We start from the raw sequence: 26,165 nt of genomic DNA, 5'->3' as shown, positions 1-26,165 counted from the left end.
ACTTGTGTGGGGCGCTCTTTTTAGTATTATGTGCGGATTATAGTTCAACACCGTATTCTTCAAATAACTCTGGTAATGTCTTAAGTGATTGGCCATCGTATTCTGCGAAGAAGTCAGCAACACTGTACTCTTTGGTCGTAGGACGTGAAGCATCATAATTTTTACTGATTGTTTCAATAAACTGTCCATCTTTGGTCGTCAATTCTAATTCTTCAACTGGTAGACTGCGCTTATCAGTGATTTTAGCGTCGATTAAGAAAGGCCGGCCTGCTTTGGTAACTGCCAGTGCTTTATCAAAGGCTGCAGATAGTTCTTTTGTGGAACGGACGGTAATTGATTCAATCCCCATTGCTTGGGCAATCATCGCAAAATCTTGGTCTTCAATGAAGATTCCTGAATAATCCATTGAAATATCATCTTGTTCACTCTTAATGAAATTTAAGGCAGCGTTAGAAGTAATAATATTGATGATCGGTAGTTGATATTTCTTTTCAGTAATTAAATCTTGCATCACCATTGAAAAGGCCCCATCACCAGAGATATTGAAGACTTGCCGATCGGGATAACTTAATTGACCAGCCAGAGCACCAGGAACGCCGGAACCCATTGAAGCAAAGAGGGCAGAAATGACCCATTTATTCTTAGGGGTTAAGTTCAAGTGACGGAAACTATTGATGATGTTATCACCAACATCAATTGAAAAGACAGCATCTTCTTCAGCAATTCGATTGATTTCCTTGTAGATTGGTTCGAATTCAAGCGGATCAGAGTCACGATTAGTTAAAATATCAAGGTATGCTTGCCAGTTCGCCATGTCAGCGACCGCAGCTTTGAAGAATGGAGTTGGGGCCACCGCTTCACTTCTGGCGATAACTTTTTCAACAAATGCCGTTGCATCCGACCAGATTCCGAAGTCTAAGAAATGGTGACGACCAAATTGTGCCTCATCGTTATCGATTTGGATAAACTTGAAGTCGTGTGTCCGATAAATTAAGTTAGCAAATGGGAAGTCAGCACCGATTGCAATCACAAGATCACTAACCGCCATGATTTCATCAGCCGCTTTCGAAGCTGCTCGGTTAGCCATCCCTAAATTGCCTTCATAACGATCAGGCACTAAACCCTTTGCAAGTCCAGTCATGACGATTGGAATTTGTAATTTCTTTGATAATTCAACGAGCTTGTCGCCACCATCTTTAATACCACGACCAACGTGGATAACAGGTCGGTTAGCATCTTTGAGCATTGCCAAAAACTGGTCGACTTCTTCGTCAGTCGCAATTGGCCCAGCCACTTTTTTCCGATCTGCAGGTGAGCTTGAACTATATGGTGTATCCGGAATTTCAACGTAGCCAAAGTCATTGGGGATAACAACAACCGCTACACCGTTGTGTTTGTATGCTTCACGGATTGCTTTATCAACAACATATGGCAAGCTTTCCGGGGTCATGACGAGGCGGTTATAGACAGCAACGTCGGCGAACATTGGATTTTCAGCGAATTCTTGGAAGTAGTTGTAATTCATGTTTTTGCTAGGTACCTGGCCAATCAAGGCTAAGACCGGTGCATGATCTTCTTTAGCATCATATAAACCAGTTAGCAAATTAGTTGCTCCTGGACCAGCTGAACCAAAAGCAACCCCGATTTTACCAGTTAATTTAGCATCAGCAGCAGCGGCAAGGGCCCCAACTTGTTCGTGACGGATTTGAATATATTTAAGGCGATCTTTTTCAATGTTTAAGGCATTCATTGTTGAGTTGAATGAACCGCCAGGATAACCAAAGAGGTGGTCAACTCCCCAGGATTCAATCACTCTAAGCATTGCAACACTTGCTGGAATAGTTTTTTGAGTCGTAACAGTCATTATACAAAGCTCCCTTAAATTGATAATTAGGTTGTATGCAACCTTATAGTGTATAATTTAGCACAATTAGAAAACGATTACAAGTACATAGAAAATCGCTAATAAGGTTAATGGTTAAAAATAATTACTAGTTTAAATAATTGAATAAGGCATCAATGGTTAATGATTGTTTTTCGCTGGTATTCAGGTCCGCAATGAGCTCACCAGCCTTTAGTACTAATAAACGGTCGCCATAGTGCAACGCATCTTTTAAATCGTGGGTAATCATTAAGCAGGTCAGATGATGGTCACGGATGGTTTGGTTAGTAAAGGTCATTAGGGCTTGACTGGAAACCGCATCTAAGGCTGACGTATGTTCATCTAATAGTAGTAATTCAGTTTTTTGAACTGTGGCCATTAAGAAGTTCAATGTCTGCCGTTGACCACCCGATAAGGTACTGACCGGACGATTAAGTTGTTGATCTAAGTGATTCGGGAGCGTTTTGGCGAGCATTTTAATTGTAGGGAGCTGTTGTTTTAAGCGACGGGGGAATATGCGACGGTGTTGGCCACGGCGCATCGCTAACAAAATATTTTCAGCAACGGTCATATCAGCTGCGGTGCCCAACTTAGGATCTTGATAGACACGACTAATAAGCCGTGTGCGTTGTTGGGCGGATTGCTGCGTAATATCGTGGTCGTTGAATAATAGTTGCCCACTTGTGGGGGTTAAATCACCCGCGATGGTATTAAAAAAGGTTGATTTACCCGCACCGTTTGCACCAAGGAGAACGACGAATTCACCAGGGTTAATTGTGAGATTTAGATCACTTAAGAGTTGTTTGGGTTGATTATTATCAGTAATTTCAAAATTGAGGTGGTTTAAAGTCATGCGCGGAGTCATTTGGTAATCAGTCCTTTCTTTTGTTGCGGTGTAATGATGAAGATGGCCAAAATGACGGCCGAGAAGAGTTTGAAATCGTTGGCGTTAAAGCCAAGTTGTAAAACGAGCAGTAAGATGAGGCGATAGACGACGCTTCCAAGGATAATGCTAATTAATTTTGCGACGAAATGCTTGCCGATAAGAAGCCGTTCACCAATGATGATCGCGGATAACCCGATGACCATCACCCCAATGCCCATGTTGACATCAGCGAAGCCGTTATATTGTGCAACGAGCCCACCTGCAAGGGCGATGAAACCGTTTGATAAGACAATCCCAATTGTTTTTGTCCGTTTCACGGCAATTCCTTGTGAAAGTGCCATCGTAGGATTGTCACCGGCTGCAATTAAAGATTGCCCGAATTCGGTATAGAGTAAGCCGGCTAGTAATAACAGGGCAACGAGGATAATGGCTAAGTTGATGACCAAAAGTCGTTGGTCAAGCGTTAATAGGTGCAACAGTGGCAGTTGGTAGAGGTTGTGTTGATCACCAATTGCCATGTTGACTTGGCCTAAGATCCGCAAGTTGACGGAATACAAACCGGTCAACGTTAAAATTCCAGCTAACAAACTTTGTACATGGAAGTAGTTGTATAAAATCGCGGTCACGAGTCCGGCTAAACAGCCACCGATGAATGCGACAAATAGGGAAAAGGCAATGTTGTGTTGTTGCAACATTAAAGCGCTGAGGGCTGCGCCTAGCGGGAAACTGCCTTCAACGGTCATGTCAGGAAATTTTAAGATGCGGAAAGTGATGAAAACTCCTAAGCTTAGTAGGCTCCATAATAATCCTTGATCAATGGTTGAAATAATGAGATTCATTTGAGGACAGCTCCTTTTTGTTTAGCGGTTTGCATTAAACTTTGGGGAATTGTGATGTGGAGGGCTTTGGCTTTTTTGTGGTTTAAGACTAAGTGTCCTTTGCGCAAATAGCGAATAGGGGTGGTTGCGGGGGCTGAATGGCCACTTAAAACGGCAGCGGCCATCTGACCGGTTTCAACGCCTAAGTCGTATTGGCTCAGACCGACGGTTGCAAGCCCGCCATCTTTAACCATTGTTTCAGCGGATGGAAAGACCGGCGTTTTGGTTTTATCGGTCACATGGACGAGGGTGCCCATCGCACTAGCGATGGTATTATCGGTGGGCACGTAAAGCGCGTCGACTTTGGGGGCTAAGTTCTGGCTGACTTGTTCCAAATCGTTGATTGAACTGAGGCTGGCTTCGATCACGGTCAGCCCTTTTTGTTCAGCGAGTTGTTTGAATAAGTGCATTTGACTGGCGGCAGAGTTATCACTGCTTGAATAGAGAATTCCGACGGTCTTAAGTTGGGGGATGATCCGTTGCATCAATTGTAATTGCTTCTGAATCGGGGCTTGATCGGAAACCCCGGTGATGTTGGCGCCAGGATGGGCATTGTTTTTAACGAGATTAGCGCTCGCCGGATCAGTCACGGCGCCTAAAATAATTGGTAATTGTTTAGTGGCATTTGCTAGGCTTTGTGCAGCAGGCGTGGCAATCCCGATCGTTACTTTGGCTTTTTCAGTGACAAATTGATTACTCATCAAACGCAAATTACTTTGATCATTTTGCGCATTTTGAAAATCAATTTTGATGTTACGGTTGTTGTGGTAGCCTTTGCTTGCTAGACCAGCGATAATGCCGCGGTGAATTTCATCGAGGGCGGGGTGGGATAAGGGCTGTAAAATACCAACAATCGGTAATTTAGGTTGATTGGCTGCTTTGATTTTTTTGATACCAAGTCCGGTGAGTAAACTTCCAAAAATCAAAATGAGGGGTAAAAAACGTTTGAGTTTAGACATGGAAAAAGCTCCTTTAATTTTTATCAAACAAAAAGTCCCCCACATGACAGTCATGTAGGGGACAGAAAAAGCCTACATGGATTTCCTCGAGTAAAATCCATGTAGGCTTAAAATTCAATCGATTACTGATGAATGGCCGCATGGATACAATCAATAGATTGCATCCACAACGGCATACAATCTCACTTAGCGGCTTTGCCAACGAATATCCAATTGTCCTAAGTGAGTGTTTGTCATTTTCAGTAACCTCCGTTTTATTTGATGATACGAAGTATAGCGGGATGGATGAAACAAGTCAAGGGCTTTGAGTAAAATGCTTGTGAAAATAAAGGTGGTCTAGGCTGAAAAAGCGGTTAATCTGGCTTGCTTTTTAACGCTAAAAAAGCTAAAGTTATTAACGTATACTTGTGTTTAAAAACAGGAGGAATAAGACTAATATGGCACATATTTCATTTGACGCATCCCGGTTGGACAAATTTGTTCAATCAAACGAACTTGCAGAAATGCAAGCAATGGTTAATGCTGCAGACGCACAATTACGTGAAGGCACTGGTGCAGGCAACGACTTCCGTGGTTTCTTAGATTTACCAGTCAACTACGATAAGGAAGAATTTGCCCGCATTAAGCAAGCTGCTGCTAAAATTAAGAGCGATTCAGAAATCTTCATCGCAATTGGAATCGGTGGTTCATACCTCGGCGCCAAAGCGGCAATTGATTTCTTGAACAACACGTTCTACAACATGTTACCAGCAGAACAACGTGACTTCCCACAAGTATTATTCGCCGGGAACTCAATCAGTTCAAGTTACTTAAACGACTTAGTTAACTTGATCGGCGATCGTGATTTCTCAATCAACGTTATCTCAAAATCAGGAACAACAACTGAACCTTCAATTGCTTTCCGTGTTTTGAAAGACAAGTTGATCAAGAAATATGGTAAAGAAGAAGCTAAGCGCCGGATCTACGCAACAACTGACCGTGCTAAAGGCGCTTTGAAGACAGAATCAGATGCAGAAGGCTACGAAGAATTCGTTGTGCCTGATGACATCGGTGGCCGTTTCTCAGTATTAACAGCCGTTGGTTTATTACCAATCGCCGTTGCTGGTGGGGATATCGACCAATTGATGAAGGGGGCAGCTGATGCCCGCATTGAATATACAGATACAGACGTTATGAAAAATGATGCATACAAGTATGCTGCTTTGCGTAACATCTTATATCGTAAAGGTTACACAACTGAATTATTAGAAAACTACGAACCAACATTGCAATACTTCTCAGAATGGTGGAAGCAATTGATGGGTGAATCTGAAGGTAAAGACCAAAAAGGCATCTATCCTTCAAGCGCTAATTTCTCAACTGACTTGCATTCATTAGGCCAATACATCCAAGAAGGTCGTCGTAACTTGATGGAAACAGTTGTCAACGTAGTGAACCCTAATAGCGACATTGACATTCCAACTGACGAAAAGAACTTGGACGGTTTAGGTTATTTAGAAGGCCACACAATGGACTTTGTTAACAAGAAAGCTTATCAAGGGGTTGTCTTAGCACATACTGATGGTGGTGTGCCTGTTATGTCAGTTAACATCCCAGATCAAACAGCCTACACATTAGGCTATATGATCTACTTCTTCGAAATGGCTGTCTCAATCTCAGGTTATCTGAATGGCATTAACCCGTTCAACCAACCAGGGGTTGAAGCTTACAAGAAGAACATGTTTGCATTACTTGGCAAACCTGGCTTTGAAGAACTTGGCAAAGAATTAAACGAACGCCTATAATTCAATGTTTTTAACAAAATAAAATAATAATTTTAGAAGCAATTAAAATAATGTTTTTGGAAATGGTAACGGATTTGGTAACGACCATTAAAAAAATGTGGTTTAATTGCTTTTTTTGTTTCGATATAGTTTGCGCAGTATAGCAACTAAAGTGATTGATTATTTTTTTAAGCTAGAAGATTTTTATGGCAATTGAGGAATAAAACGTTGCTTATATTTTGTAAGTGAAGTATGATGAAGTTGTCAAAGATAGCCAACTTGTCAATGACTTTAAAAGTCAAAATGGAGATGATAGCAATGTTAGTAATTAAATATGTAAATGGTCAAAATAGTGCTGAAAAGACTTATAAAAAGGCGGCTGAGTTTGTCGCAAATCAACAGTTAGAAGTACCCGATTTTGAGGATTACGTGCAAATTACGCAGGTTACTTTAGATGGCAAGCCAATCACATTAGCCGATACCACAATGCGTGGTTTATATAATTATTTAAACCAAGAAAATTAGTTAATTTTTAAAGTAGGTAAACGTCACTCATTCGAGCGACGTTTTTTATTTTAATTCCTCTAAAAAACCTCCCTAGTTAAATTCGAGCTTAACTAGGGAGGTGCGGTTGTGCTATTCGAATTATATTTCAACAACGGATTCTGTCAACGCTTCAATGATTTTGGCTTGTGCGATGATGTTAACTATGCTTGACTTTAGTTGCGTTCCACTTTACCTTTAATAAGTCATTGCCCGATGGCCTTGCGGGGTAGCGATTTTCCAAAATTTTGCAAATGAGATTTGCTTACGTTTTCCAGTGTACGGATCGTTAAAAGTAAATGAATTTTGATCGTAACCAACTAATAGGACAGAATGGGCAGGTTGTTTATGATAGTTAATCCAAGCGACAACTGGTTTTTTTTGTTTTAAAGTCGCTTTGAGTTTGCTAACTGGTTTGTTTGATAGATCGGTGAACCCACCTAGATACTGATCGAAAAAATTGCGCCAAGCAGGTGGATACATGGTATAGCCAGTATCATTATATGGATTACCCCAAAAACCAACTTCCATATTACCATCGCTTACATAAGGGATATTATCGGCAACTTCAGTTTTACTTAGATTAACATCGCGATAATTCAGAAGCATGGTAACAGCGGTAATTTCACAACCGGTTGGTAATTCAGGAAATTGGGAAATCGGTGGGATATCGAGTACAATCTTTTCGGGAACTTGTTGCTTAATAATTTGTTGTGGGGTTGCGTTACGGAAAAACCAACTCCCAGCGTCACTTTTGGCGGATACCTTAAATAGCCATAAAAGAAGGAGTACAATTAACAATAAAATGATAATTAGTTGTTTGTGAACGTGTTTAGGCATTAAAAAATCCTCATTCTTATTTTAGTCTTAATTAGTGTAATAAATATTGAGAATAGTATACCATTCATTATTGAAAAAATCGCATTAATAAGCGATTGAATGTTGACCACCAACTTGTTGGATGCAATAAGTTGACTTGGATGCTTTGGCGATGTTTTGAAAACCAATCCTTAATATTCTGATCGGATAATTTAGTAATATCAAACCGCATGTATGACCACTTCCAGACTGACTTTATTGTATACCAAAAAAAGCTAATGATTAGAAGATGAGGTTAAATTTAACTAATCTTTAATGATGATTCAGGAGACTGTCTAAAATTAAAAGGTTAAAGGAAATTTAATTAAAATATTTTTGTTGCTTAATCAGTTAACAGAAAAGTTATTTGTAAGACTATCAATGGATCATTATCATTAATAAACGCCGTAATGACAGGCTGTAATTACAAATTTCCAATACTGATTTAGGGGCTATAAGGATTTGACACCACTAATTTGTGTCGACCGCATCGTTTACATTAATTGTTGTGGACCCTATAATAAGAGTGTGAATAATTTCTCCCGAAATTTGTTAACCACTATATAAAAAAACGCCTCCGAATAAAATTTCGGGGCGCTTTTTTATTTTATGGCTGGGTAATTGAAAGCTGAGTGATTTGGTGTTTATTGTGTTTGGTAGTCATTACTGTGTAGCGGACCTGATGATCGGTTAGCTGTATCAATGAGCCTGGTTGTTTAAGGGATCGATCCACGAGCGTGGTAATCCGGGCTGGCTTAGTACCGATACTGGTTATAAAAGCAAAACAATAATTTTTAAAGGTTTGATTTTTGTCAGCAGCGAGTGCTTTAATTGAAATCCCAAGTATCTTACTGTCACTGACATTCATTGCAATCATAGTATTTCGATCAATTTGGTCGGTGCGAATTCCTTCCAAGGTAGTCGCCTCGAAAACACCGAGGCCTTTTTGACGGGCAATTGGATTATAAAGCTGAATAAAGTCTGACCAATGAATAATACTTTTGGCAGTGGGGCCTTCAACATAAGTTGGTTTATTTAACTGCTTATTATCGGCCAGTGTAACACGGTATTGCTTGGCCTTATACGGAACTTCAAAAGTAAACTTCCCGTCAGTTGTCTTAGTAGCGTGAACAGTGTCACCAATTTGCCAATAAACCTTTTTTTGCTTAGTCTTACCAATGATTTGCGCATTGAAGCCATTATTGGTTGTGTGTAATTTGGCCTTAACCGGGTTTCCACAAGCAGATAAAAGCAAGGTTAGACCTAAAATCATAGATAATAATTTGATATGACGCATTTTTCACACTCCTAAAAAGTAACAGGGTTAACTATATGTCTAAAACAAAGGACTTTTCAGTCACTTATTTTATTGTAACCTATTTCTTTGTTTTTTTAAAATGAAGCAAGTAATTATTTAATACTACTGTAAGTAAATTTCAATTTTTGGATGGCGCGAATGTGACGTTGATTCGCTTTGTATACCGCGTCAGTGTATTCTTGAAAGGTACCGTTTGGGCGCGTTGCCGTGTCAATGAACGAGCCAGTCTTTGATAAAACAGTTTTGGCGTAAATGAGTTCTTGGCGATTTTTATCGGTTGCTGATGCCTTCATTTTTTGATAGTCACTTTGAGCACTAACCAGGTAGTCGTCTGCATCGTCGAGTTTACCTTTTGTTAGTAAAAGGCGGGCTTCACTGGCAACTGCAGCATCATGGTCGTTATAGTCTACTCCGGCAACATTAACTGTTCCATTTTTCGTCAGTTCGCGCCAAACTTTGTTATATTTTTGCGCAACGTATTCAGTTGCAACGGTTGCTTTTTTGATATGCTTGATGAAATGGCGTTCAGCTTGATCAAACTTTTTATCTTTTTTTTCAATCTTAGCCAGTTCTTCGCGATGTTGTTTCTGGGCGGTATAGAAATTATAACCAACCGGAGATGCCGCAACAATTAATCCCAGTAGGCAAATGATAAGTGGTGCTTTTAGTCGTTTTTTGAAAATCAAGAAAAGTAGTAGTAAGAGCATCCCAAAAATAAAGATGGCAAGACCAGCATAAAGAATTATGGCGAGTATTAAGTGCATATAGCAACCTCCAAAATAGTAATCAAATCATTAGAGTTAATACGGTGAATCAATAAATATTATCCCATTTTATCTGAGATTAGCAAGTTAAATCGGCATAAATTACTGTGAAAATATGAATGTTCTCATGAAAGGGGTATCATCCTAAAAGTAAATTGTTTTTCATTAAATTTTCACGTATTATAGAAGGATAAGAAAAAAAGAATTACTTTATAGGAGGAATAATAGTGGATGCTTCTTTAACAACCCGTTTGGCTGCTGAATTTATTGGAACTGCAATTATGATTATTTTTGGTAACGGAGCAGTAGCCAACGTTGAATTAAAAGGAACAAAGGGGTTTAGTAGTGATTGGTTCCTAATTGCTTTTGGATATGGGTGTGGGGTGATGATCCCCGCTGTTATGTTTGGTAGCATTTCTGGTAACCATCTTAATCCAGCTGTTACATTGAGCTTCGCAGTGATGGGCTTATTCCCTTGGGGAGATGTATTACCATACATTATTGTTCAATTCTTAGGGGCTATGGTAGGCCAATTATTATTGATTGCTGCTTACAAGCCATACTACGATCGTACAACTAATCAAGAAGGTATCTTAGGTTCGTTTGTAACGATTGACGCTGCTCATAGTCGACTTAATGGGTTTATCAACGAATGCTTAGGAACATTCATCTTGGTATTTGGGGCTCTAGCCATTGGTGCTGGCAAGTTTGGTGCTACTGGTCATATTGCAGTTGGACTGTTGGTGATGACCTTAGTAGCTTCATTAGGTGGGCCAACTGGTCCAGCTTTAAACCCTGCCCGTGATTTAGGGCCGCGTTTGGTGCACATGGTGGCACCACTTAAGAATAAAGGCGATTCACAATGGCGCTATGCTTGGGTTCCAGTGGTGGCACCAATTGTTGGTGCCATCTGTGGGGCCGCTGTTTTTCAATTTATTTTCGCCTAATACAAGCCTTAAAAATAGTCCTTTAGGGCTATTTTTTATGCAAAAAAACACCCGATATAAGCCTTAATTGGGAAGGCAGATACCGAGTATTTTCTGAATATTGAAATGATCTTACTTGGGGGAGTATTAATCATTTCCGGTAACTAACATATCATAAAATAACATGTGTTTACAACCTTTTTACGTTAAAAATCATAAAAACACAGTATATCTACTCAATCATTAGAAATACTTAATTGTTTAAATTGATTGAATATATGTATAATATTTATCCATAATGAATATTTTTTGTTTAATCTGGAAAGATGTGTCACCGTCTAAGAGAAATGGTATAATATGAAATGTTGGCGATTACATTTAAGGAGAGTAGCGTTTATGATTAAGTTTCCAGAAAATTTTTTGTGGGGTGCGGCAACCTCAGCACCTCAATCAGAAGGATATTCCCAAAGTTATGGTAAATCACCTTCAACTTGGGATAAGTGGTTTGAAATGCAGCCTGATAAGTTTAATGGCGATCAAGGCCCTGACACAGCAAGTGATACTTATCGGCTGTATCGTGAAGATATTGAAAATATGCAAAAGATTGGTTTGAACTCATTTCGAACATCAATTGCTTGGACACGGTTGATGCCTGACGGAGAACATGTCAATCAAGTCGCAGTTGATTTTTATCGTGATTATTTTAAGCGCTTACGGGAAGCAAACATTACGCCCATTATTAATTTATTTCATTTTGACATGCCTTGGTGGTTAATGGAAAAAGGGGGATGGGAAACACGTGAATCGGTTGATGCTTATGCGTTTTATGCAAAGACGGCCTTTGAACTATTCGGTGACCTGATTGATCGCTGGACGACTTTTAACGAACCAATCGTGCATATTGAATGTGGTTATTTAACGGGTTATCACTATCCAGATATCGTTGATTTCACAAAAGCAGTGCAAGTTGGCTACCATACATTGATGGCCCACACAGCAGCTGTTGCTGAATTTCGCAAGGTTAAGCCGGACGGCCAAATAGGGATAATTTTAAACATTACTCCAGCGTACGCTAAAAGTGCAGCTCCCGAAGATTTAATTGCAAAGCAAAATGCAGACTTATTATTAGCAAAAAGCTTTTTAGATCCAACAGTTTTAGGTACGATTCCGCCAGCATTAATTGATTTATTAGCCAAACATGACTTACTACCAGTAACGAAGAAGCATGATCAGCAGCTCATCGCTGATAACTGTGTCGATTTTATTGGAGTAAATTATTATCAGCCCTTGCGCGTACAAGCACCGGAGAATCCACATTTTCCTGCGCAAACTACGGATGATTTATATGCCAATTATATTTGGCCAGAACGCAAGATTAATCCATATCGTGGCTGGGAAATCTATCCGGAAGCATTGTATGATGTGGCAATGATGATGAAAAATGATTATCGCAATATTCCATGGTACGTTTCTGAAAACGGGATGGGGGTTGCTGATGAAGACCGATTTATGAATGAAGATGGTCAAATTCAAGATGATTACCGAATTGAATTTATGCAGGAACATCTTTTACAACTACATCGCGCCATTGAAGCAGGTAGTAGCTGCTTTGGCTATCATACGTGGACGTTTAATGATTGTTGGTCTTGGCTGAATGGCTATCGGAACCGATATGGCTTTTTCCGTGTTGATTTGGAGCATGCTGCCCGCCGCACGATGAAAAAAAGTGGTTTGTGGTACCGGGAGTTAAGTCAAAATAACGGCTTTTAGATTAAAAAAGTACCGACTAATTATTAGTCGGTACTTTTTTAATCTAAAAGACATCAGTTTGGACGTATTTATTGTGTAATTCAAAGAAATCATAGGTGGCTAAATTTTCGATGTCTGCGGCGCCGTTAAAGATTGCTGTAGCAGAGCCAGCTAACATTAAATTAATTGGTAAATTGTCACGGAAACGTACGAGAATGATTGGCGTATTATGTGCAAATGCATAACCACATTCCCAGATTGTACCTGAATCAGGTTCGAACTCGCCCATTTCAGAATTATAATCTAAAACCGCAACAACCACGTCAGCTTGGTCAATTTGACGGGTATCAACGTTAAAGGTGGCTACTTGCCATTCAAAACTGCCAAATTCTGCATCAGGATAAGGGTGCTGCCCAGGCTTGAAAAGGGAATCAGCCTCGATCGTTGGATTTTTAGTGAGTAACTCAGCTACTTTATCTAGGCGATTATTTTGTTCAGGACTAAAAAATGGTCCGGCGAGATAAACTTGTTTTTTTGAGGGCATAAGAGCCGCCTTTCCCGACAATGTTCGTGTTTCTACGTTTTATATTAGATTGATTAATTGATTTATTTATTATATACGTACGATAAAAAATATTCAACATTGTTTTTTTAATATGACAAATAAAAAAACTGCGCAAGCAGTTTTAGTGAACGAACCAGTAGATGACTAATAGAATAAAGGCAATCAACATAATTGTGAACATATAAGTTGATGCTGAACTAACCGCTTTTTTTCGCTCTTTGGCCAATGGCCGGTTTGCTAATTTCTTATATTGCTTTTTAGCAATTTCAAATTGACGTTTATCTTTCATTGGGATCCCTCACTTGTTTCAATACATTTATTATAGCATGGAATCGAGTTTGATTGATAATTATTGATGATATGACTGGACTTTCAATCGGGAACAAGCTACGATAATGCTATCTCGGAATATAAGGAAGTTGCAAAAAATGAAATTAATGGCAGATAAACATTCAACTGGACATAAATTATCAGTTGCTGGAATTTTGATTACCATGGGAGTTGTTTACGGCGACATCGGAACTTCCCCGTTATATGTAATGAAATCGATTGTTGCTGGGAACGGTGGTTTGGCAAATATTAGTCGTGATTTTATTGTAGGTAGTATTTCACTGGTTTTTTGGACATTAATGTTAATGACGACGATTAAATACGTCATGATTGCCTTGCGTGCTGATAATAATGGTGAAGGCGGCATTTTTGCGTTGTATACCCTAATTCGCAAACAAGCAAAATGGCTTGTAATTCCAGCCATTATTGGGGGTGCAACGCTACTAGCAGATGGGATGTTAACTCCAGCGGTAACTGTGACAACCGCGATTGAAGGACTCAAGGGATTACCAATTAATGGCAATGTTTTAATTAATAATCAAAAACAGGTTATATTATTAACGGTTTCTATTTTATCGGTATTATTTTTTATTCAAAAATTTGGCACAGATCTAATTGGAAAATCATTCGGACCCATTATGTTGCTGTGGTTCACCTTTATTGGAGGAGTGGGCTTAGTCAATTTATTAGGCGATCTAACAATGCTCAAGGCACTCAATCCCTATTATGCGATTGAATTATTGTTCAGTCCGGAAAATAAAGTGGGAATTTTAATTTTAGGGAGCGTCTTTTTAGCGACGACTGGGGCCGAAGCACTTTATTCAGATATGGGGCATGTTGGTCGTTTAAATATTTATGGTAGTTGGCCTTACATCGCTCTTTGTTTGGTTTTAAATTACTTTGGCCAGGGTGTCTGGTTGTTGCAACACAAAGATATTGCTGCTTACCAACATGTTGCTGATTTTAATCCTTTTTTTGAGGTTATGCCGGAACAATTGAAGGTGCCAGCAATTTTGCTAGCAACGGTGGCAGCAATTATTGCTTCCCAAGCCCTAATTTCGGGTTCATATACCTTAGTTTCAGAAGCAATCAAATTGCGTCTTTTACCGCGAATTAAAATTGATTATCCGGCTAAATTAAAAGGCCAACTCTACATTCCCATCGTGAACTGGATTTTATGGGCCGTTTGTTTAATGGTTGTTTTCTACTTTAAGAATTCAACCCATATGGAAGCCGCTTACGGATTAGCAATTACCGTGACGATGCTGATGACGACGATTTTATTATTCCACTATCTAGGGCGACGTGAGAAAAAATGGCTATTGGCATATGCCGTCTTAATTTTCTTTGGCGCAATTGAAGTGATATTCTTTATTTCAAGTGCCGCAAAATTTATGCATGGTGGCTATGTGACCGTTTTAATTGCAGCCATTATCTTATCGGTCATGTTTGTTTGGTATCGGAGTAATACGATTAAAGAAAGTAATACCTTCAGAGCCAGCACTGTTTCATTATTAGCCTTTAAACAGCAACTACATGATTTGCGCGATGATCAATCAGTATCAGTATATACGACCAATTTGGTTTATCTATCGAAACCTCAAACCGAGCCAAATGAAAAGAATCGAGTTAAAAAGAACATTCTTTATTCAATTTTGGATAAGCGGCCAAAGCGCGCGCAGGTTTACTGGTTTGTTGCTGTTAACGTAACGGATGAACCTTACACAGCTGAATATACCGCGGATACATTAGGAACAGACTATATCGTCAATGTACAGTTATACCTTGGCTTTAAGATGGAACAGAAAGTGAATATTTTTATTCGCCAAATTATTCAAGAGATGATTCGTCGGGATGAGTTACCAGCACAACCCCAGCGTTATACCACCATTCCTAACCGGAATGTTGGGGATTTTTCATTCGTAATTATGCAAGAAGACTTATCGCCAGCAACTCAAATTCGAGCAATGGACAAAGTTATTGTCCAAATTCGATTATGGTTGGAAAAATTTACGGATACCCCGGCCTCATGGTTTGGCTTGGATTACAGCGATGTTTTTGTCGAACAGATTCCACTTGTGCTTGGGCGTCAGCAGGCTGTTTCGAAATATCATTTAAAACGCCGAATAGAAAAATAATTTAATTAATAACGGCTTGGACGAGTTGATGTCCGAGCCGTTATTGGGTGTAATAATGGGTAAGTAAGCGGTATACATTACAAAATAGAGGTTATTTGCCACTGCTTTGTTACTGCTTTGTCATCAATTGTTATGGTTTTGATATCTATAGCTGGCCGTTAGATGGTATATTAGTCTCACGTTAATAAATCAAAACAACAAGGAGCACATCTATTACATGAAATCTTTTAAAACATTATTGTTTAGCGCTACATTGACAACTGCTGCCACGGCTGGATTACTTTTTGCCGGCCAATCAAAAGCAAGTGCTGCAACTACTTATACCGTTGCAACTGGCGATACATTATCAAAAATCGCGCAAAAATTTGCCGGTAATCCAAATTTAGTCAATCAGATTGCCACAACTAACAATATTAAGGATATCAACATGATTTTTGTTGGGGAACAATTGACCATCGACACTGACCAAACTGCAACTCCTGTTCCAACGACAACCCCTGCAGTTGCTCCACAACCAGTCGCTGTTACAACACCAGCCCCGGTTGTGCAAGCACAGCCTACAGCACAAGCTACACCAGTTCAACAAAAAACTACCGTTGCAACGACAACTAGTTCAGCAAAAGAATGGATTGCACAAAAAGAATCTGGCGGTTCATACTCAGCACGTAACGGTCAAGTGATTGGTCGTTATCAATTATCCGCATCATATTTAAAGGGTGACTATTCAGCAGCAAACCAAGACCGGGTTGCAGACCAATATGTAGCAAGTCGGTATGGTTCATGGGATGCCGCTAAGAGCTTCTGGTTAAATAACGGTTGGTATTAAAAATTTTAAAAAATGTGGCGTTATCGGTTAGAGATCTTCTGAGGATTAAAATACAGTGGTCCATGATTGCATAGTAATCGTTTGACGACTTAGGGATAACCAGAAGAAGCTGGCTGATAGAGCACGCTTATATTATCAGAATAAGTTCAAAGACTGAGGCAAAAATTATTTTTGTCTCAGTCTTTTTTGGTTTTTCAAGAAAACGCACTTGACTAAATCGAATGTATGTTCGTATAATTAAGAAGACATAAGCTGAATTAAAGAGGTGTGCCGGATGCATACGAACAAAGACATTATGACGCTAGACCAAGCAGGATTAAGTTTATATTTAAATGGGTTTGGCGTTTTAGAATTACGGCGACTAGCGATGAATCGCAGCGATGATTTGATTGATTCAATGAATTATTACTATAATCGTGAGAAGTTTCCTCAATTTATTTATCGCCACTTAACTGCCGTTACTCTGATTGAGATTAATCGCTGGCAGCGTGAATTAGATGAACAGGTACGCCAGATTCAAGTTGAGGTGAAAAGTCGTGTATGACTATCAAAATGAACCACGACGTGTGATTTTAATGATTGATTCGAAGTCTTTTTACGCTTCAGTCGAAGCCGCTGCCAAGGGACTTAATCCACTAAAGGCGATTTTAGTCGTGATGTCGGCTGAAAAGAATACTGGCAGTGGCTTGGTTTTGGCAGCAAGTCCCATGGCTAAGAAATTATTTGGCATCAGTAACGTGACGCGTGCACGGGACGTTCCGATTCATGATAAGCGTTTAATGGTTGTCCCCCCACGGATGAATCTCTATATTCAAGAAAATCAGAAGATTAACCGCATTTTCCAGCAATTTACGGCAGAAGAAGACATTCAACCGTATTCCATTGATGAATCGTTACTGGATATCACCGATAGTTGGCAACTCTTTGGCACAACGCCGTATGAAGTTGCGCGTAAAATTCAATTAGCGGTTAAGAAAGAAACCGGAATTTATTTAACGGTGGGGATTGGTGATAATCCATTACTTGCAAAACTAGCATTAGATTTGGAAGCAAAGCATAATCATAGCTTAATTGCTGAATGGCATTATGAGGACGTGCCAGATAAGTTGTGGCCAGTAACAAAGCTCGACGATGTCTGGTCGATTGGATATCGGACAGCAGAAAAACTTAATAAGAAGCATATCAATTCAATGTATGACCTAGCTCATGTAAATCCATATTTAATTAAACAAAAAATGGGAATAGTAGGCAGTCAATTATTTGCTTTAAGTTGGGGAATTGACCGTTCATTAGTACGCCATAAATATCAAGCAAAAGGTCAATCATATGGTAACAGCCAGGTATTACCACGCGATTATTTTTTACAACAAGAGATTGAAGTTGTTATTCGCGAGATTGCCGAACAAGTGGCGGCAAGACTGAGATCACATCATAAGGCCGCAACCGTTATTAGTCTGAGTATTGGATTTTCATTCTCTGAAAAAGAAAAAACAACGCGTAATGGCTTTGGTCATTCAATGAAGATCGATGCAACCAATACCAATCAACAATTAACTAAATATGCGATGAGGTTATTCCGTGAAAAATGGCAACACGAAACCGTTCGACATATTAGTATTTCGTGTGGTAATTTAGTCGATGACTGTGTAGAGCAATTGGATATGTTTGACACTAAGTTTATCAATTTAAAGAATCAAAATCTTGATAATACTGTCGATGAAATTCGCAAAAAATATGGGTTCAAATCAGTTGTGAAATTATCAAGTAAACTAGAAGGAGCCACCGCAATTGAACGGGCTGGGTTAGTCGGTGGGCATGCTGGGGGAAATGCATATGAATAATACACAATATGACCCTAACTTAGTTAATCAATTTTTAAAATATGACTACCATGATCGTGGCATGATGAAGTGGCAAGGGTTCTACCTAAGTGATCATACTGCGGTGATGGATAAAAATACCAAGGAACAAGTACGTAAATTAAACGAAAAACATATTAAACCAATGACCAATGAAGAAATTGCAAATACAATTAACACTGCACTAGTGAAGAATTTACCAGTTCAAATCGATAAGGCTGAACGAACGATAGAAGGTACTATACCAAGTAAAGTCACAGGCTTAATTAGCGGTTGGTTTGGTAGTCAAATTATTGTAAATAATGAAGTACTATTGATAGCAGACATATATGCACTGACTATACTGAAGTCTAAAGCGAATCTGTGAGGCTAAAAGCACAAAAAAAGAGCTGATTGCTCAGCTCTTGCTAATTATTAATTGGGTATATAGGGCTCGAACCTATAAATTCCGGATTCAGAGTCCGGTGCCTTACCAATTTGGCGAATACCCAATAACATCAACGAATACTATAATACTGCACTCGATGAATGTTGTCAATTGCGATTTTTAACAAATTACGAAAAGAAGACTATACTATTCTTGGAGGTGGTTTCAAATTGGAAAAAAAAGAGATTGAAAAGTTATTTGATGGGAAGGTGGCTACCTATGATCAAAATCACGTAGTCATTGATTGGCAAGACTCACGTAAAACATTAGAGTTATCAATCGATAATGATATTTTAAACTTACTGGTGAGTCATAGAGATTATATTCGTAATATTCTCAAACACCTCAAGCGACAAACAAATCATACGATGACCAAAGAAACCATAACGATTAATCGCCGCAACTACAAAATATTCATCTAAGCTTAGGACACTAGGCAATTAACCATTGACATTAACGGCTAGATTCGCTAAGATATTAATTGTTCCAAACTTGCCCGTTGGTCAAATTGGTTAAGACGTCGCCCTCTCAAGGCGGAGTTACGGGTTCGATCCCCGTACGGGTGATATTTAAAGCATCAAAAGCCATTAAGCATTAGGTTAGTGGTTTTTGATTTAACTGGGCGATATGAAAAACAATAAAAAAGCGAGTGTTTAACTAGGATGTTAGTTAGACACTCGCTTTTTATTGTTCAAACCAATCTGTTCTTTGCTGAGAGCCAGATGTCATTTGAATGGCGCATCGATTTGCTATTTTGTCTAAAACATGTAAATTGAAAAACCAGTATTGAGCAATTAGCTGATTCTTAAAAACCAACGTTTTATTTTTAGAACCGGAAATTTGAATAATTCGCTTATCAATTCTGATTTGAAGTCCTAAATCATTCAATTTTAAATTTTTCATTTTATCACCTCTTTTAATAGCTACGGGAAGTGAGCTACTTTTTCTTTAAATAATGATATTTAAGCCAAAATGTAAATTAAATGACATATTTGTATCAAGCGCGGTAATCATTAATCATTAATCCTTGTAACTTGGATAAAGCATACGATTCATGACAAAGTTAGACTTAATTGGACCATTTTGTTATGGCTTTAATATTGACTAGTTGTGGTTGTATACAAGCCCATGTAACAACTGCTTATACAGTTGTAAGTAGCGATATTCTTTTAAAAATTGTTCAGAAATTAATGGTAATACTACGTGGTTAGTGAATTGAATTACCACAAATAATCAGATCGCATAAATTAATAAGCTATTTGGTAGTGAACAATTAATGATTGATGCTGCAAAGGCTTTTTTGACTGGCAAGTTAGCGGTTAAAAGTGTAAACTGAGATTAGTTTATCGAGTGGGGTTTGTTAAGATGAAAGTTTTAGGATTGTTGGGAAGTCATCAAAGAACCGGTGTTAATAGACAATTGTTAGATGCTGTTTTGGCAGGCGTTCAACCAGATGCTGACGTAGAAATCGTCTTTTTAAATGATTACCGAATTTTACCGGATACGGGTACGCCTAATCAGGTATTAGATGAATTAGAAGCGAAATTACTAGCAGCTGATGTTTGGGTATTAGTGGCACCAACTTACTGGGGAGCAATGGCTGGTGTCATGAAAAATTTTTTAGATTGTATGCGTCCACGTTTAGTTCGTTTTAACCAGGTGGGAGATGCACTAGCCGATCGGTTTAAAGGAAAGCACTATGTGACGATTAGTAGTTGTTATGCTAGTCCAGCTGAAGAATTAATTACCGGAATGACTGACGAGACTTTTAGAAGTTTTGACAAGGTACTCAGCGCTGCTGGTTTGTTGAAGATTCGTGAAATCGTCCAAACCAATACATATGGGTTAAAAACATTATCGGTGCGAAAACAAGCAGAGTGTCGCCAAGTCGGAGCCAGCATTCAATCTAAAGCAAAGAGGACTGATGATACAGTGAAACGGTATATTCAATTGTTTGGAATGGTTGCCGGGGCGACGTTGATTACGATGGGGCTTCAGCAATTAGTGAATTTAATTTTACCAATCAGCCAATTCTGGTTAAATTATATCTCATTTGTGTTAATTTTCTTTATACTATTAGCGAGTGTACTGCGCTTTTTTACGGTAGTTAAGCACCGAAGACATTAGGAGGAATTCAGATGAAAATTGCATTAATTGCCCATGATCGGCAAAAGCCAACGATTGTGAAACTTGCGACGGCTTATAAACCGATTTTGGCACAACATGAATTATTTGCAACTGGAACCACTGGACAGAAAATTATGGAAGCTACTGGATTGCCGATTACGCGGTTTAAATCGGGTCCATTAGGTGGCGATCAACAAATTGGTGCCTTGATTTCAGAAAATAAAATGGACATAGTCATCTTCTTGCGTGATCCTTTGACCGCGCAACCCCACGAACCAGATGTGAACGCGTTGATTCGTTTGTCAGATGTGTACGAAGTACCATTGGCGACCAATATCGGAACGGCTGAGGTTTTATTGCGAGGTTTAAATCTGGGCTTGATTGATTTCAGAAATGTCGTGCATGATCAAGCAAGCAACTCCATCAATTTATAACTAATTGTGGGACGAATTGTAATTATTTCATATTTGAGATAATTACAATTCGTTTTTTGATTTCTGAAATAATTTGCGTATAATGAAAGTAACCGTTTGGAGGGATTAAAGTGCAAAAAGAAGTTAGTTTTCATGATCGCTTGGGGACCGCAATGTTTTTAACCTTCATCGGTGGATTCTTAGATGCCTATTGTGTCATTTTAAGAGGTGGCGTTTTCGCAAGTGCGCAAACGGGAAATATTGTTTTTATCGGGGTGGACGTTGCGACTAACCAATGGTCACAATTACCGCAAAAAATATTACCGATTATTGCTTTTGGCGTTGGGGTGATTATCGTGCAAATTGCCAAACGTTTTTTTAATACTGGTGGGATGAACGTCTGGCGGTTATGGCTATTGGCGTTTCAGATTGCAGTGCTCGTGATTGTTGGCTTTTTATCAACGGATGTTTCTAATATGTTAGTAACGCCGATGTTGTCGATGTCGATGGCGACGCAACTAGCGAGCTACTCAACTGTTAATGGTTATCCATATGCGAATACCTTTACAACGGGGAATTATCGTAAATTAGTCGAAAATACATACCTCTATTTAACAACCAAGCAAAAAAACTATCAACAAAAAGCCCAATATTTTGGGTTAATTGTCGGTAGTTTCTTCGTTGGTACGATTAGCTCCGGGTTAATCGTTAAGTTGATTAATGTTCGTACGGCTTGGGTTGCAGCCGTGATGTTGTTAGTCTTTTTCGGCTTCCAATTGTATTTTACAGAAGAAGTGATTACAGAAACCAAGCATATGCAGCCTTAACCGTAATAGTAGACAATCAGCATGGCGATAAAATAGGCAACACAGATTACAGCACTTATCCAACTAGCAATTATGATAATTGGATGGGCAATAAATGCGCGCATCACAAATAAGAATAAAGTGAGAATCGCGTATTTAATGCAACTGACCTTTAATTGTTCAAATTGAGGCCTATTCAAAAGAAAGATCCACCAAATAAAGTTGACGGTCACTAAGATGGGCGGTAGTAATCCACACATCTTGAAAGCCGTCTTTTTGTTTGCCTTCCGTTTGTTGGTAAAAGCCTGTCAGTAAATTCCGGTGTTTACTGACATATGCAGGATCAATTCGAATAACATGAAGGCGCATATCAGGGAAACGTTTTTCAACTTCTGGCAAGTCAACTTGATCATCAATTCCAAAACGAATAACATTTGCATATTGAAAGGGCTCTAAAGTTACTTCATCAGGATGATCACGAATATAAGTTAAAATGGTTGTTAGTGGTGACATAATGCGACTTCCTTTCTAGGCGATTAAAAAATAGTCAAGCCAGCTGAGATGTTATTTAACATATGCAAGGCAATACTACTTTTAATATTGCGTGTATGGTAATAAACGATGGCCAAAATAAGACCTAGGAGTGCTTTAGAAATAAAGTAAATGGGGTCGGTGGTACCATGCACGAGACCGAATAAGAATGCGCTTAAACCAATTGTGATGACTGGAGAACTAGGGAAAAACCAATTCATCAAAAAGCCACGATAGAGCAGTTCTTCCATAATAGGCCCTAAAAATAAGGTATAGGGCAGCATGAAAATCCCAATGGTTTCAAAGACACTAGTTATGGCGTCCACATTTACATTACCGGTCGTACGCATAAACGGCAAGGTGGCATTATTTATGAGGATCATTGCAATGAAACCAAGCAATATAGTCCACCAAGTTTGTTTAGTAAAAGGTTGGCCATAGCGAATCGTTTTACTTTTTTGGTAAAAATGCCACATACCAGCGGTAATACCAATCGTTACAATTAAAAAAAGCCAGCCGAAAAGCAATATTAAATGGGTCGTTTGTTGGGCTTTTGGTAGTAGGGTTAGGCCACTGACGAACATTAAAGGAATTTGTTGAATGATAATTAGTATCAAAAAGCCAATGACGTGTTTGACATATTTAATAAGCGCCACCTCCGTGTGCCTATCATAGCATATTCATCAAAATGAATAAAAGATTGGCAATGCGAGTAAGCTAATTTCTTTTCAGTTAATCAACTACTATGTTAGATTAAGACGACTGAGAAAGAGGTGGTTTGATGTACTTAGCACTTAAAGAAATTAAACACGCGAAGTTACGCTATTCATTAATTATTTTCACAATCTTTTTGATTGCTTATTTGATTTATTTTTTAACGGGGTTAGCATACGGCTTAGCTAATAATAATCGTTCGGCAATTGATCAGTGGCATGCTAAAGAGGTGATCATCAGTCAATATGCGAACAAGAATTTAGCAGCCTCTGAATTGGCAGTGGCCCAGTTGCCTCCAGTTAGTGGTGATCAAAAAGATACCGCGCAACTCGGCCAAATGATGGGCGTAGTTAGCGGTACCGGGTTAAGTAAACAAAATACTAGTATATTTGGTATCGCATTTGATACTTTCTTAAAACCTGAATTACAGACTGGACGTTACCCGCAAAAAGCTAATGAAGTGGTAGTTGACGATGGATTGCAAGGCGTGAAATTAAAGCAACAAATTAAATTAAACGGCCACCAACAACAATATACGATTGTGGGGATTACCAATAACCATCGGTATAATACTCAGCCGGTGACTTATTTACGTTTGACTGATTTCAGTCAATTACGTTACGGGACGCCGCAAGTTACTCGAATTAGTGCCTTTGTTTTAAAGGGTAAAGCTCATGTGAAAGCGACCAATCAACTGACTAAATTGACCATTTCGCAAATGATTAATAAAATTCCAGGTTATGGACCACAAGTGAAGACTTTTGCGCTCATGATTAGCGCATTGCTAGTAATTGTTGCCTTTATTGTGGGGATTTTTATGTATATCATTACGATTGAAAAAACGGCGATTTATGGAGTTATGCGGGCTCAAGGTATTTCGGGGATGCAACTGGTCATCAGTTTAATGTGGCAATCCATTTTCTTAGGTGTAATTGGGATTGGTTTGGGTCTTTTGGGCAATGTGCTAACCACGATTGGGTTACCAGCGGCTGTTCCATACACCAATAATCCGGAATTGATTAGTCTTTTTTCAGGTGTCTTACTAATAATGACCGTAGTCGGTGCTTTATTCTCAATTTGGCGAATTCTTAAAATTGATCCACTTGATGCGATTGGAGGGGCTTAAGATGGCTTTAATGCGGTTAGAAAAAATTATTAAGCGTTTTGGAACAGGTACCAACCAAACAATGGCACTAAATCAAATTGATTTAACGATTGAAGCAGGTCAGTTCATCGGACTGACTGGACCATCTGGTTCTGGAAAAACAACGCTATTGACGATCATGGGGAGCTTGCAAGGGCCCACCAGTGGTCAAATTTTCTTCAATGATAACGAGATTAGTCAATTAAATGAAAAACAACGTTCGAAATTACGTTTTAATGATTTTGGTTTTATTTTACAAGGTGCCAATCTCGTACCGTTTTTAACGGTTAATGAACAATTTCAGTTAGTCGATCGACTCCGTCAAAAAGAAGGCCCACAGACAGCAGAACAATTATTGACAACACTCGGTGTGTGGGAACAACGGTACCAATATCCGGCTAGTTTGTCAGGGGGACAGCGGCAGCGGGTGGCCATTGCCCGCGCTTTATATGGCCAACCAGCTTTGATCTTTGCAGATGAGCCAACGGCCAGTTTGGATAGTAAGCGGGCCTTACAAGTGGCACAGCAATTGGCTGATATAACCAAGCAAACGGGCCAAACAATTGTTATGGTTTCACACGATGAACGCGTCTTAGCTTATACGGATCAACAATATATGATGCGTGATGGTCAACTTACTTAGAATTAATGCCTAGTCATAAATTTTGACGAACGTCAGCGCGATGACCTATTATATAGGTAGACCAACAAGAAGGAGTGATTTTAATGACAGATAAAGAAAAATTAGATGGCATGAAAGATCAGGTAACCGGTAAGGTCCAAGAAACGGCGGGCAAGGTGACTGGCGATCACGAAACTGAGGCCAAAGGTAAGGCCAAAGGTTTCATGGGTGAGGCCAAAGAAAAATTAGCAGATGCTAAAGATAAAGTTGCTGAAAAGGCCAATGATGTGATGGATGATATTAAAGAAAAAATGGATAAAGACGATAAATAACAGCTTTAGAAAGGGGCGCGTAGGTGTTAGCCTGCGAGCGCCTTTTTTTGTGGATTTAATGCTTGCATGCACGACCAAGTTAGCGTATTATGACGTTATGTCACATTTTGTGACGTTATGTCATTTGTTTTCAGAAAGGAGGATCGGAATGCCGAAGAAAACTTTTTTTAGATTGCCCGTAGAAAAACAACAACGTTTGATTCAAGCTGCCCATGCTGAATTTTCGCGTGTGCCGTTTAATGAAGCGTCTGTCAGTAACATCATTAAAGCTGCCGAAATTCCGCGGGGGAGCTTTTATCAGTATTTTGAAGATAAAGCAGATATTTTCTTCTATGATTTGGGCTTGCTACGTGATAGCTCAAAACAAGATTTAGAAAAGACGCTATTGGCTGTGCAGGGTAATCTATTCAAGGCAGTCCGCCAATTCTTTACTGAAATGGCAGAAGAGATTATTAATGGTGAAAATGCCCAGTTTTACAAGCACCTCTTCTTACATATGGATTATAAGAATCGGCGCAAAATGTCACCTGAACTAATGCATGCCAAGCAAGATGATGGGCTACAATTTCTGGTCGAAAATGTTAATTATGACTTGCTCAAAATTGGTGCAGATCAACCAGAAGCACTCCGGATTTTGTTTCATGAACTGATGACGACTGTTTTTCAGAGTATCGCAGCATATTATCTGCAACAAGAAAGCAATCATGCAATCACAATTGAGCAGGTACAAGAACGATTTGAACTAGTATTAGGCTGGCTCGAACATGGTGCCAGTAACGAAGTATAAAGAAAGAAGGGACACATG

The 26,165-nt window shown here is 39.1% G+C and carries 30 protein-coding genes and 2 tRNA genes; 19 read left to right on the top strand and 13 right to left on the bottom strand.

Going from position 1 to position 26,165, the window contains the following annotated elements:
• Positions 1-37: 37 nt before the first annotated feature.
• The 4 genes from spxB to trpX all read right to left on the bottom strand — a co-directional run bounded on the left by spxB (position 38) and on the right by trpX (position 4,605).
• Positions 38-1,864: a pyruvate oxidase gene (gene spxB, locus FC90_RS06170; protein ID WP_057908393.1), complete on the bottom strand. Its 1,827-nt coding sequence runs from the start codon at positions 1,862-1,864 to the stop codon at positions 38-40.
• Positions 1,865-1,991: 127 nt separating this feature from the next.
• On the bottom strand, positions 1,992-2,735 hold the full coding sequence (locus FC90_RS06165) for an ABC transporter ATP-binding protein (RefSeq protein WP_226789484.1): 744 nt from the start codon (positions 2,733-2,735) through the stop codon (positions 1,992-1,994).
• An 8-nt stretch (positions 2,736-2,743) separates the two neighbouring features.
• Positions 2,744-3,607: an ABC transporter permease gene (locus FC90_RS06160; RefSeq protein ID WP_057908391.1), complete on the bottom strand. Its 864-nt coding sequence runs from the start codon at positions 3,605-3,607 to the stop codon at positions 2,744-2,746.
• Positions 3,604-4,605 (bottom strand): tryptophan ABC transporter substrate-binding protein, encoded by a 1,002-nt coding sequence (trpX, locus tag FC90_RS06155; RefSeq protein WP_057908390.1) that lies wholly within the window; start codon positions 4,603-4,605, stop codon positions 3,604-3,606. The genes FC90_RS06160 and trpX overlap by 4 nt, the downstream gene beginning before the upstream one ends.
• Positions 4,606-4,745: 140 nt before the next feature.
• On the opposite strand from trpX, the gene FC90_RS09220 reads away from it, so the two are divergent.
• The 3 genes from FC90_RS09220 (at position 4,746) to FC90_RS06145 (ending at position 6,893) form a co-directional block, all read left to right on the top strand.
• Positions 4,746-4,913: a hypothetical protein gene (locus tag FC90_RS09220; RefSeq protein WP_157053047.1), complete on the top strand. Its 168-nt coding sequence runs from the start codon at positions 4,746-4,748 to the stop codon at positions 4,911-4,913.
• 129 nt (positions 4,914-5,042) lie between these two features.
• The gene (locus FC90_RS06150; protein ID WP_057908389.1) at positions 5,043-6,389 is read left to right on the top strand and encodes a glucose-6-phosphate isomerase; all 1,347 of its coding nucleotides are present in this window, start codon (positions 5,043-5,045) and stop codon (positions 6,387-6,389) included.
• Between the two features lie 297 nt (positions 6,390-6,686).
• Positions 6,687-6,893, top strand: coding sequence for a hypothetical protein (locus FC90_RS06145; protein ID WP_057908388.1), 207 nt, complete (start codon positions 6,687-6,689; stop codon positions 6,891-6,893).
• A gap of 216 nt (positions 6,894-7,109) precedes the next feature.
• On the opposite strand, the gene FC90_RS06140 is transcribed toward FC90_RS06145, so the two are convergent.
• The 3 genes from FC90_RS06140 to FC90_RS06130 all read right to left on the bottom strand — a co-directional run bounded on the left by FC90_RS06140 (position 7,110) and on the right by FC90_RS06130 (position 9,851).
• Positions 7,110-7,751, bottom strand: a complete 642-nt coding sequence (locus FC90_RS06140; protein ID WP_057908387.1) for a C39 family peptidase — start codon at positions 7,749-7,751, stop codon at positions 7,110-7,112.
• Between the two features lie 625 nt (positions 7,752-8,376).
• On the bottom strand, positions 8,377-9,066 hold the full coding sequence (locus FC90_RS06135; RefSeq protein WP_057908386.1) for a hypothetical protein: 690 nt from the start codon (positions 9,064-9,066) through the stop codon (positions 8,377-8,379).
• Between the two features lie 113 nt (positions 9,067-9,179).
• A complete protein-coding gene (locus FC90_RS06130) occupies positions 9,180-9,851 on the bottom strand; it encodes a hypothetical protein (protein WP_057908385.1) in 672 nt (223 codons plus the stop codon).
• 227 nt (positions 9,852-10,078) lie between these two features.
• Between FC90_RS06130 and FC90_RS06125 the strand changes: the two genes are divergently transcribed.
• Entirely contained in the window at positions 10,079-10,798 is a 720-nt protein-coding gene (locus FC90_RS06125; protein WP_057908384.1) for an MIP/aquaporin family protein, read from the top strand.
• A 375-nt stretch (positions 10,799-11,173) separates the two neighbouring features.
• Positions 11,174-12,547, top strand: coding sequence for a glycoside hydrolase family 1 protein (locus FC90_RS06120; protein ID WP_057908383.1), 1,374 nt, complete (start codon positions 11,174-11,176; stop codon positions 12,545-12,547).
• A gap of 43 nt (positions 12,548-12,590) precedes the next feature.
• Here FC90_RS06120 and FC90_RS06115 read toward each other — a convergent pair whose 3' ends face one another.
• A complete protein-coding gene (locus FC90_RS06115; protein ID WP_057908382.1) occupies positions 12,591-13,070 on the bottom strand; it encodes a nucleoside 2-deoxyribosyltransferase in 480 nt (159 codons plus the stop codon).
• 142 nt (positions 13,071-13,212) lie between these two features.
• Positions 13,213-13,380 (bottom strand): hypothetical protein, encoded by a 168-nt coding sequence (locus FC90_RS09425; RefSeq protein ID WP_164477410.1) that lies wholly within the window; start codon positions 13,378-13,380, stop codon positions 13,213-13,215.
• 139 nt (positions 13,381-13,519) lie between these two features.
• On the opposite strand from FC90_RS09425, the gene FC90_RS06110 reads away from it, so the two are divergent.
• From FC90_RS06110 to FC90_RS06090, 5 genes are all read left to right on the top strand, one after another.
• Complete coding sequence (locus FC90_RS06110) at positions 13,520-15,559, top strand: KUP/HAK/KT family potassium transporter (protein ID WP_057908381.1); 2,040 nt, start codon at positions 13,520-13,522, stop codon at positions 15,557-15,559.
• 217 nt (positions 15,560-15,776) lie between these two features.
• A complete protein-coding gene (gene apf / locus FC90_RS06105) occupies positions 15,777-16,385 on the top strand; it encodes an aggregation-promoting factor (RefSeq protein ID WP_057908380.1) in 609 nt (202 codons plus the stop codon).
• A 274-nt stretch (positions 16,386-16,659) separates the two neighbouring features.
• Positions 16,660-16,929, top strand: coding sequence for a hypothetical protein (locus FC90_RS06100; protein ID WP_057908379.1), 270 nt, complete (start codon positions 16,660-16,662; stop codon positions 16,927-16,929).
• 31 nt (positions 16,930-16,960) lie between these two features.
• Positions 16,961-18,226 carry a Y-family DNA polymerase gene (locus tag FC90_RS06095; protein WP_057908470.1) on the top strand — a complete coding sequence of 422 codons (1,266 nt, stop codon included), beginning with the start codon at positions 16,961-16,963 and terminating at the stop codon, positions 18,224-18,226.
• Positions 18,219-18,611 carry a hypothetical protein gene (locus FC90_RS06090; RefSeq protein ID WP_057908378.1) on the top strand — a complete coding sequence of 131 codons (393 nt, stop codon included), beginning with the start codon at positions 18,219-18,221 and terminating at the stop codon, positions 18,609-18,611. Before FC90_RS06095 ends, FC90_RS06090 begins: the two co-directional genes overlap by 8 nt.
• A 51-nt stretch (positions 18,612-18,662) precedes the next feature.
• Here FC90_RS06090 and FC90_RS06085 read toward each other — a convergent pair.
• Positions 18,663-18,735 (bottom strand) — tRNA-Gln (locus tag FC90_RS06085).
• Positions 18,736-18,841: 106 nt separating this feature from the next.
• Here FC90_RS06085 and FC90_RS06080 point away from each other — a divergent pair.
• Positions 18,842-19,093 carry a hypothetical protein gene (locus FC90_RS06080; protein WP_057908377.1) on the top strand — a complete coding sequence of 84 codons (252 nt, stop codon included), beginning with the start codon at positions 18,842-18,844 and terminating at the stop codon, positions 19,091-19,093.
• Positions 19,094-19,164: 71 nt separating this feature from the next.
• Positions 19,165-19,237: transfer RNA gene (locus tag FC90_RS06075), tRNA-Glu, on the top strand.
• A gap of 118 nt (positions 19,238-19,355) precedes the next feature.
• Here the strand turns inward: FC90_RS06075 and FC90_RS06070 are convergent.
• Complete coding sequence (locus tag FC90_RS06070; RefSeq protein WP_057908376.1) at positions 19,356-19,574, bottom strand: hypothetical protein; 219 nt, start codon at positions 19,572-19,574, stop codon at positions 19,356-19,358.
• Positions 19,575-20,036: 462 nt separating this feature from the next.
• Here FC90_RS06070 and FC90_RS06065 point away from each other — a divergent pair, with 462 nt between their 5' ends.
• The 3 genes from FC90_RS06065 to FC90_RS06055 all read left to right on the top strand — a co-directional run bounded on the left by FC90_RS06065 (position 20,037) and on the right by FC90_RS06055 (position 22,038).
• Positions 20,037-20,798 (top strand): flavodoxin family protein, encoded by a 762-nt coding sequence (locus FC90_RS06065; protein WP_057908375.1) that lies wholly within the window; start codon positions 20,037-20,039, stop codon positions 20,796-20,798.
• A gap of 11 nt (positions 20,799-20,809) precedes the next feature.
• Positions 20,810-21,232, top strand: coding sequence for a methylglyoxal synthase (gene mgsA, locus FC90_RS06060; protein WP_057908374.1), 423 nt, complete (start codon positions 20,810-20,812; stop codon positions 21,230-21,232).
• A 110-nt stretch (positions 21,233-21,342) separates the two neighbouring features.
• Positions 21,343-22,038, top strand: coding sequence for a YoaK family protein (locus FC90_RS06055; protein ID WP_226789485.1), 696 nt, complete (start codon positions 21,343-21,345; stop codon positions 22,036-22,038).
• 171 nt (positions 22,039-22,209) lie between these two features.
• On the opposite strand, the gene FC90_RS06045 is transcribed toward FC90_RS06055, so the two are convergent.
• Both FC90_RS06045 and FC90_RS06040 read right to left on the bottom strand, forming a co-directional pair.
• Positions 22,210-22,530 (bottom strand): hypothetical protein, encoded by a 321-nt coding sequence (locus FC90_RS06045; RefSeq protein ID WP_057908372.1) that lies wholly within the window; start codon positions 22,528-22,530, stop codon positions 22,210-22,212.
• A 23-nt stretch (positions 22,531-22,553) separates the two neighbouring features.
• Positions 22,554-23,204 (bottom strand): CPBP family intramembrane glutamic endopeptidase, encoded by a 651-nt coding sequence (locus FC90_RS06040; protein ID WP_226789486.1) that lies wholly within the window; start codon positions 23,202-23,204, stop codon positions 22,554-22,556.
• Between the two features lie 125 nt (positions 23,205-23,329).
• Between FC90_RS06040 and FC90_RS06035 the strand changes: the two genes are divergently transcribed.
• From FC90_RS06035 to FC90_RS06020, 4 genes are all read left to right on the top strand, one after another.
• A complete protein-coding gene (locus FC90_RS06035) occupies positions 23,330-24,388 on the top strand; it encodes an ABC transporter permease (protein WP_057908371.1) in 1,059 nt (352 codons plus the stop codon).
• Position 24,389: 1 nt separating this feature from the next.
• Positions 24,390-25,049, top strand: coding sequence for an ABC transporter ATP-binding protein (locus FC90_RS06030; protein ID WP_057908370.1), 660 nt, complete (start codon positions 24,390-24,392; stop codon positions 25,047-25,049).
• 83 nt (positions 25,050-25,132) lie between these two features.
• Positions 25,133-25,360 (top strand): CsbD family protein, encoded by a 228-nt coding sequence (locus tag FC90_RS06025; RefSeq protein WP_057908369.1) that lies wholly within the window; start codon positions 25,133-25,135, stop codon positions 25,358-25,360.
• Positions 25,361-25,508: 148 nt separating this feature from the next.
• Positions 25,509-26,147, top strand: a complete 639-nt coding sequence (locus FC90_RS06020) for a TetR/AcrR family transcriptional regulator (protein WP_057908368.1) — start codon at positions 25,509-25,511, stop codon at positions 26,145-26,147.
• Positions 26,148-26,165 lie beyond the last annotated feature (18 nt).

This window comes from Latilactobacillus graminis DSM 20719, from assembly GCF_001436415.1.
Lineage (GTDB): Bacteria > Bacillota > Bacilli > Lactobacillales > Lactobacillaceae > Latilactobacillus > Latilactobacillus graminis.
This window is presented reverse-complemented; position numbering and strand designations above follow the sequence as displayed.

What these genes read in the sequence shown, in the direction of transcription:
- FC90_RS06045 (WP_057908372.1), bottom strand. Translation starts at nt 22,530, where the DNA reads ATGTCACCACTAACAACCATTTTAACTTATATTCGTGATCATCCTGAT.
- FC90_RS06025 (WP_057908369.1), top strand. Translation starts at nt 25,133, where the DNA reads ATGACAGATAAAGAAAAATTAGATGGCATGAAAGATCAGGTAACCGGT.
- FC90_RS06095 (WP_057908470.1), top strand. Translation starts at nt 16,961, where the DNA reads ATGATTGATTCGAAGTCTTTTTACGCTTCAGTCGAAGCCGCTGCCAAG.
- FC90_RS06120 (WP_057908383.1), top strand. Translation starts at nt 11,174, where the DNA reads ATGATTAAGTTTCCAGAAAATTTTTTGTGGGGTGCGGCAACCTCAGCA.
- FC90_RS06135 (WP_057908386.1), bottom strand. Translation starts at nt 9,066, where the DNA reads ATGCGTCATATCAAATTATTATCTATGATTTTAGGTCTAACCTTGCTT.
- FC90_RS06145 (WP_057908388.1), top strand. Translation starts at nt 6,687, where the DNA reads ATGTTAGTAATTAAATATGTAAATGGTCAAAATAGTGCTGAAAAGACT.
- apf (WP_057908380.1), top strand. Translation starts at nt 15,777, where the DNA reads ATGAAATCTTTTAAAACATTATTGTTTAGCGCTACATTGACAACTGCT.
- FC90_RS06065 (WP_057908375.1), top strand. Translation starts at nt 20,037, where the DNA reads ATGAAAGTTTTAGGATTGTTGGGAAGTCATCAAAGAACCGGTGTTAAT.
- FC90_RS06030 (WP_057908370.1), top strand. Translation starts at nt 24,390, where the DNA reads ATGGCTTTAATGCGGTTAGAAAAAATTATTAAGCGTTTTGGAACAGGT.
- FC90_RS06090 (WP_057908378.1), top strand. Translation starts at nt 18,219, where the DNA reads ATGAATAATACACAATATGACCCTAACTTAGTTAATCAATTTTTAAAA.
- FC90_RS06150 (WP_057908389.1), top strand. Translation starts at nt 5,043, where the DNA reads ATGGCACATATTTCATTTGACGCATCCCGGTTGGACAAATTTGTTCAA.
- FC90_RS06070 (WP_057908376.1), bottom strand. Translation starts at nt 19,574, where the DNA reads ATGAAAAATTTAAAATTGAATGATTTAGGACTTCAAATCAGAATTGAT.
- trpX (WP_057908390.1), bottom strand. Translation starts at nt 4,605, where the DNA reads ATGTCTAAACTCAAACGTTTTTTACCCCTCATTTTGATTTTTGGAAGT.
- FC90_RS06140 (WP_057908387.1), bottom strand. Translation starts at nt 7,751, where the DNA reads ATGCCTAAACACGTTCACAAACAACTAATTATCATTTTATTGTTAATT.
- FC90_RS06020 (WP_057908368.1), top strand. Translation starts at nt 25,509, where the DNA reads ATGCCGAAGAAAACTTTTTTTAGATTGCCCGTAGAAAAACAACAACGT.
- FC90_RS09220 (WP_157053047.1), top strand. Translation starts at nt 4,746, where the DNA reads ATGGATACAATCAATAGATTGCATCCACAACGGCATACAATCTCACTT.
- FC90_RS06035 (WP_057908371.1), top strand. Translation starts at nt 23,330, where the DNA reads ATGTACTTAGCACTTAAAGAAATTAAACACGCGAAGTTACGCTATTCA.
- FC90_RS06130 (WP_057908385.1), bottom strand. Translation starts at nt 9,851, where the DNA reads ATGCACTTAATACTCGCCATAATTCTTTATGCTGGTCTTGCCATCTTT.
- mgsA (WP_057908374.1), top strand. Translation starts at nt 20,810, where the DNA reads ATGAAAATTGCATTAATTGCCCATGATCGGCAAAAGCCAACGATTGTG.
- FC90_RS06100 (WP_057908379.1), top strand. Translation starts at nt 16,660, where the DNA reads ATGCATACGAACAAAGACATTATGACGCTAGACCAAGCAGGATTAAGT.
- FC90_RS06110 (WP_057908381.1), top strand. Translation starts at nt 13,520, where the DNA reads ATGAAATTAATGGCAGATAAACATTCAACTGGACATAAATTATCAGTT.
- FC90_RS06115 (WP_057908382.1), bottom strand. Translation starts at nt 13,070, where the DNA reads ATGCCCTCAAAAAAACAAGTTTATCTCGCCGGACCATTTTTTAGTCCT.
- FC90_RS06160 (WP_057908391.1), bottom strand. Translation starts at nt 3,607, where the DNA reads ATGAATCTCATTATTTCAACCATTGATCAAGGATTATTATGGAGCCTA.
- spxB (WP_057908393.1), bottom strand. Translation starts at nt 1,864, where the DNA reads ATGACTGTTACGACTCAAAAAACTATTCCAGCAAGTGTTGCAATGCTT.
- FC90_RS06165 (WP_226789484.1), bottom strand. Translation starts at nt 2,735, where the DNA reads ATGACTTTAAACCACCTCAATTTTGAAATTACTGATAATAATCAACCC.
- FC90_RS09425 (WP_164477410.1), bottom strand. Translation starts at nt 13,380, where the DNA reads ATGAAAGATAAACGTCAATTTGAAATTGCTAAAAAGCAATATAAGAAA.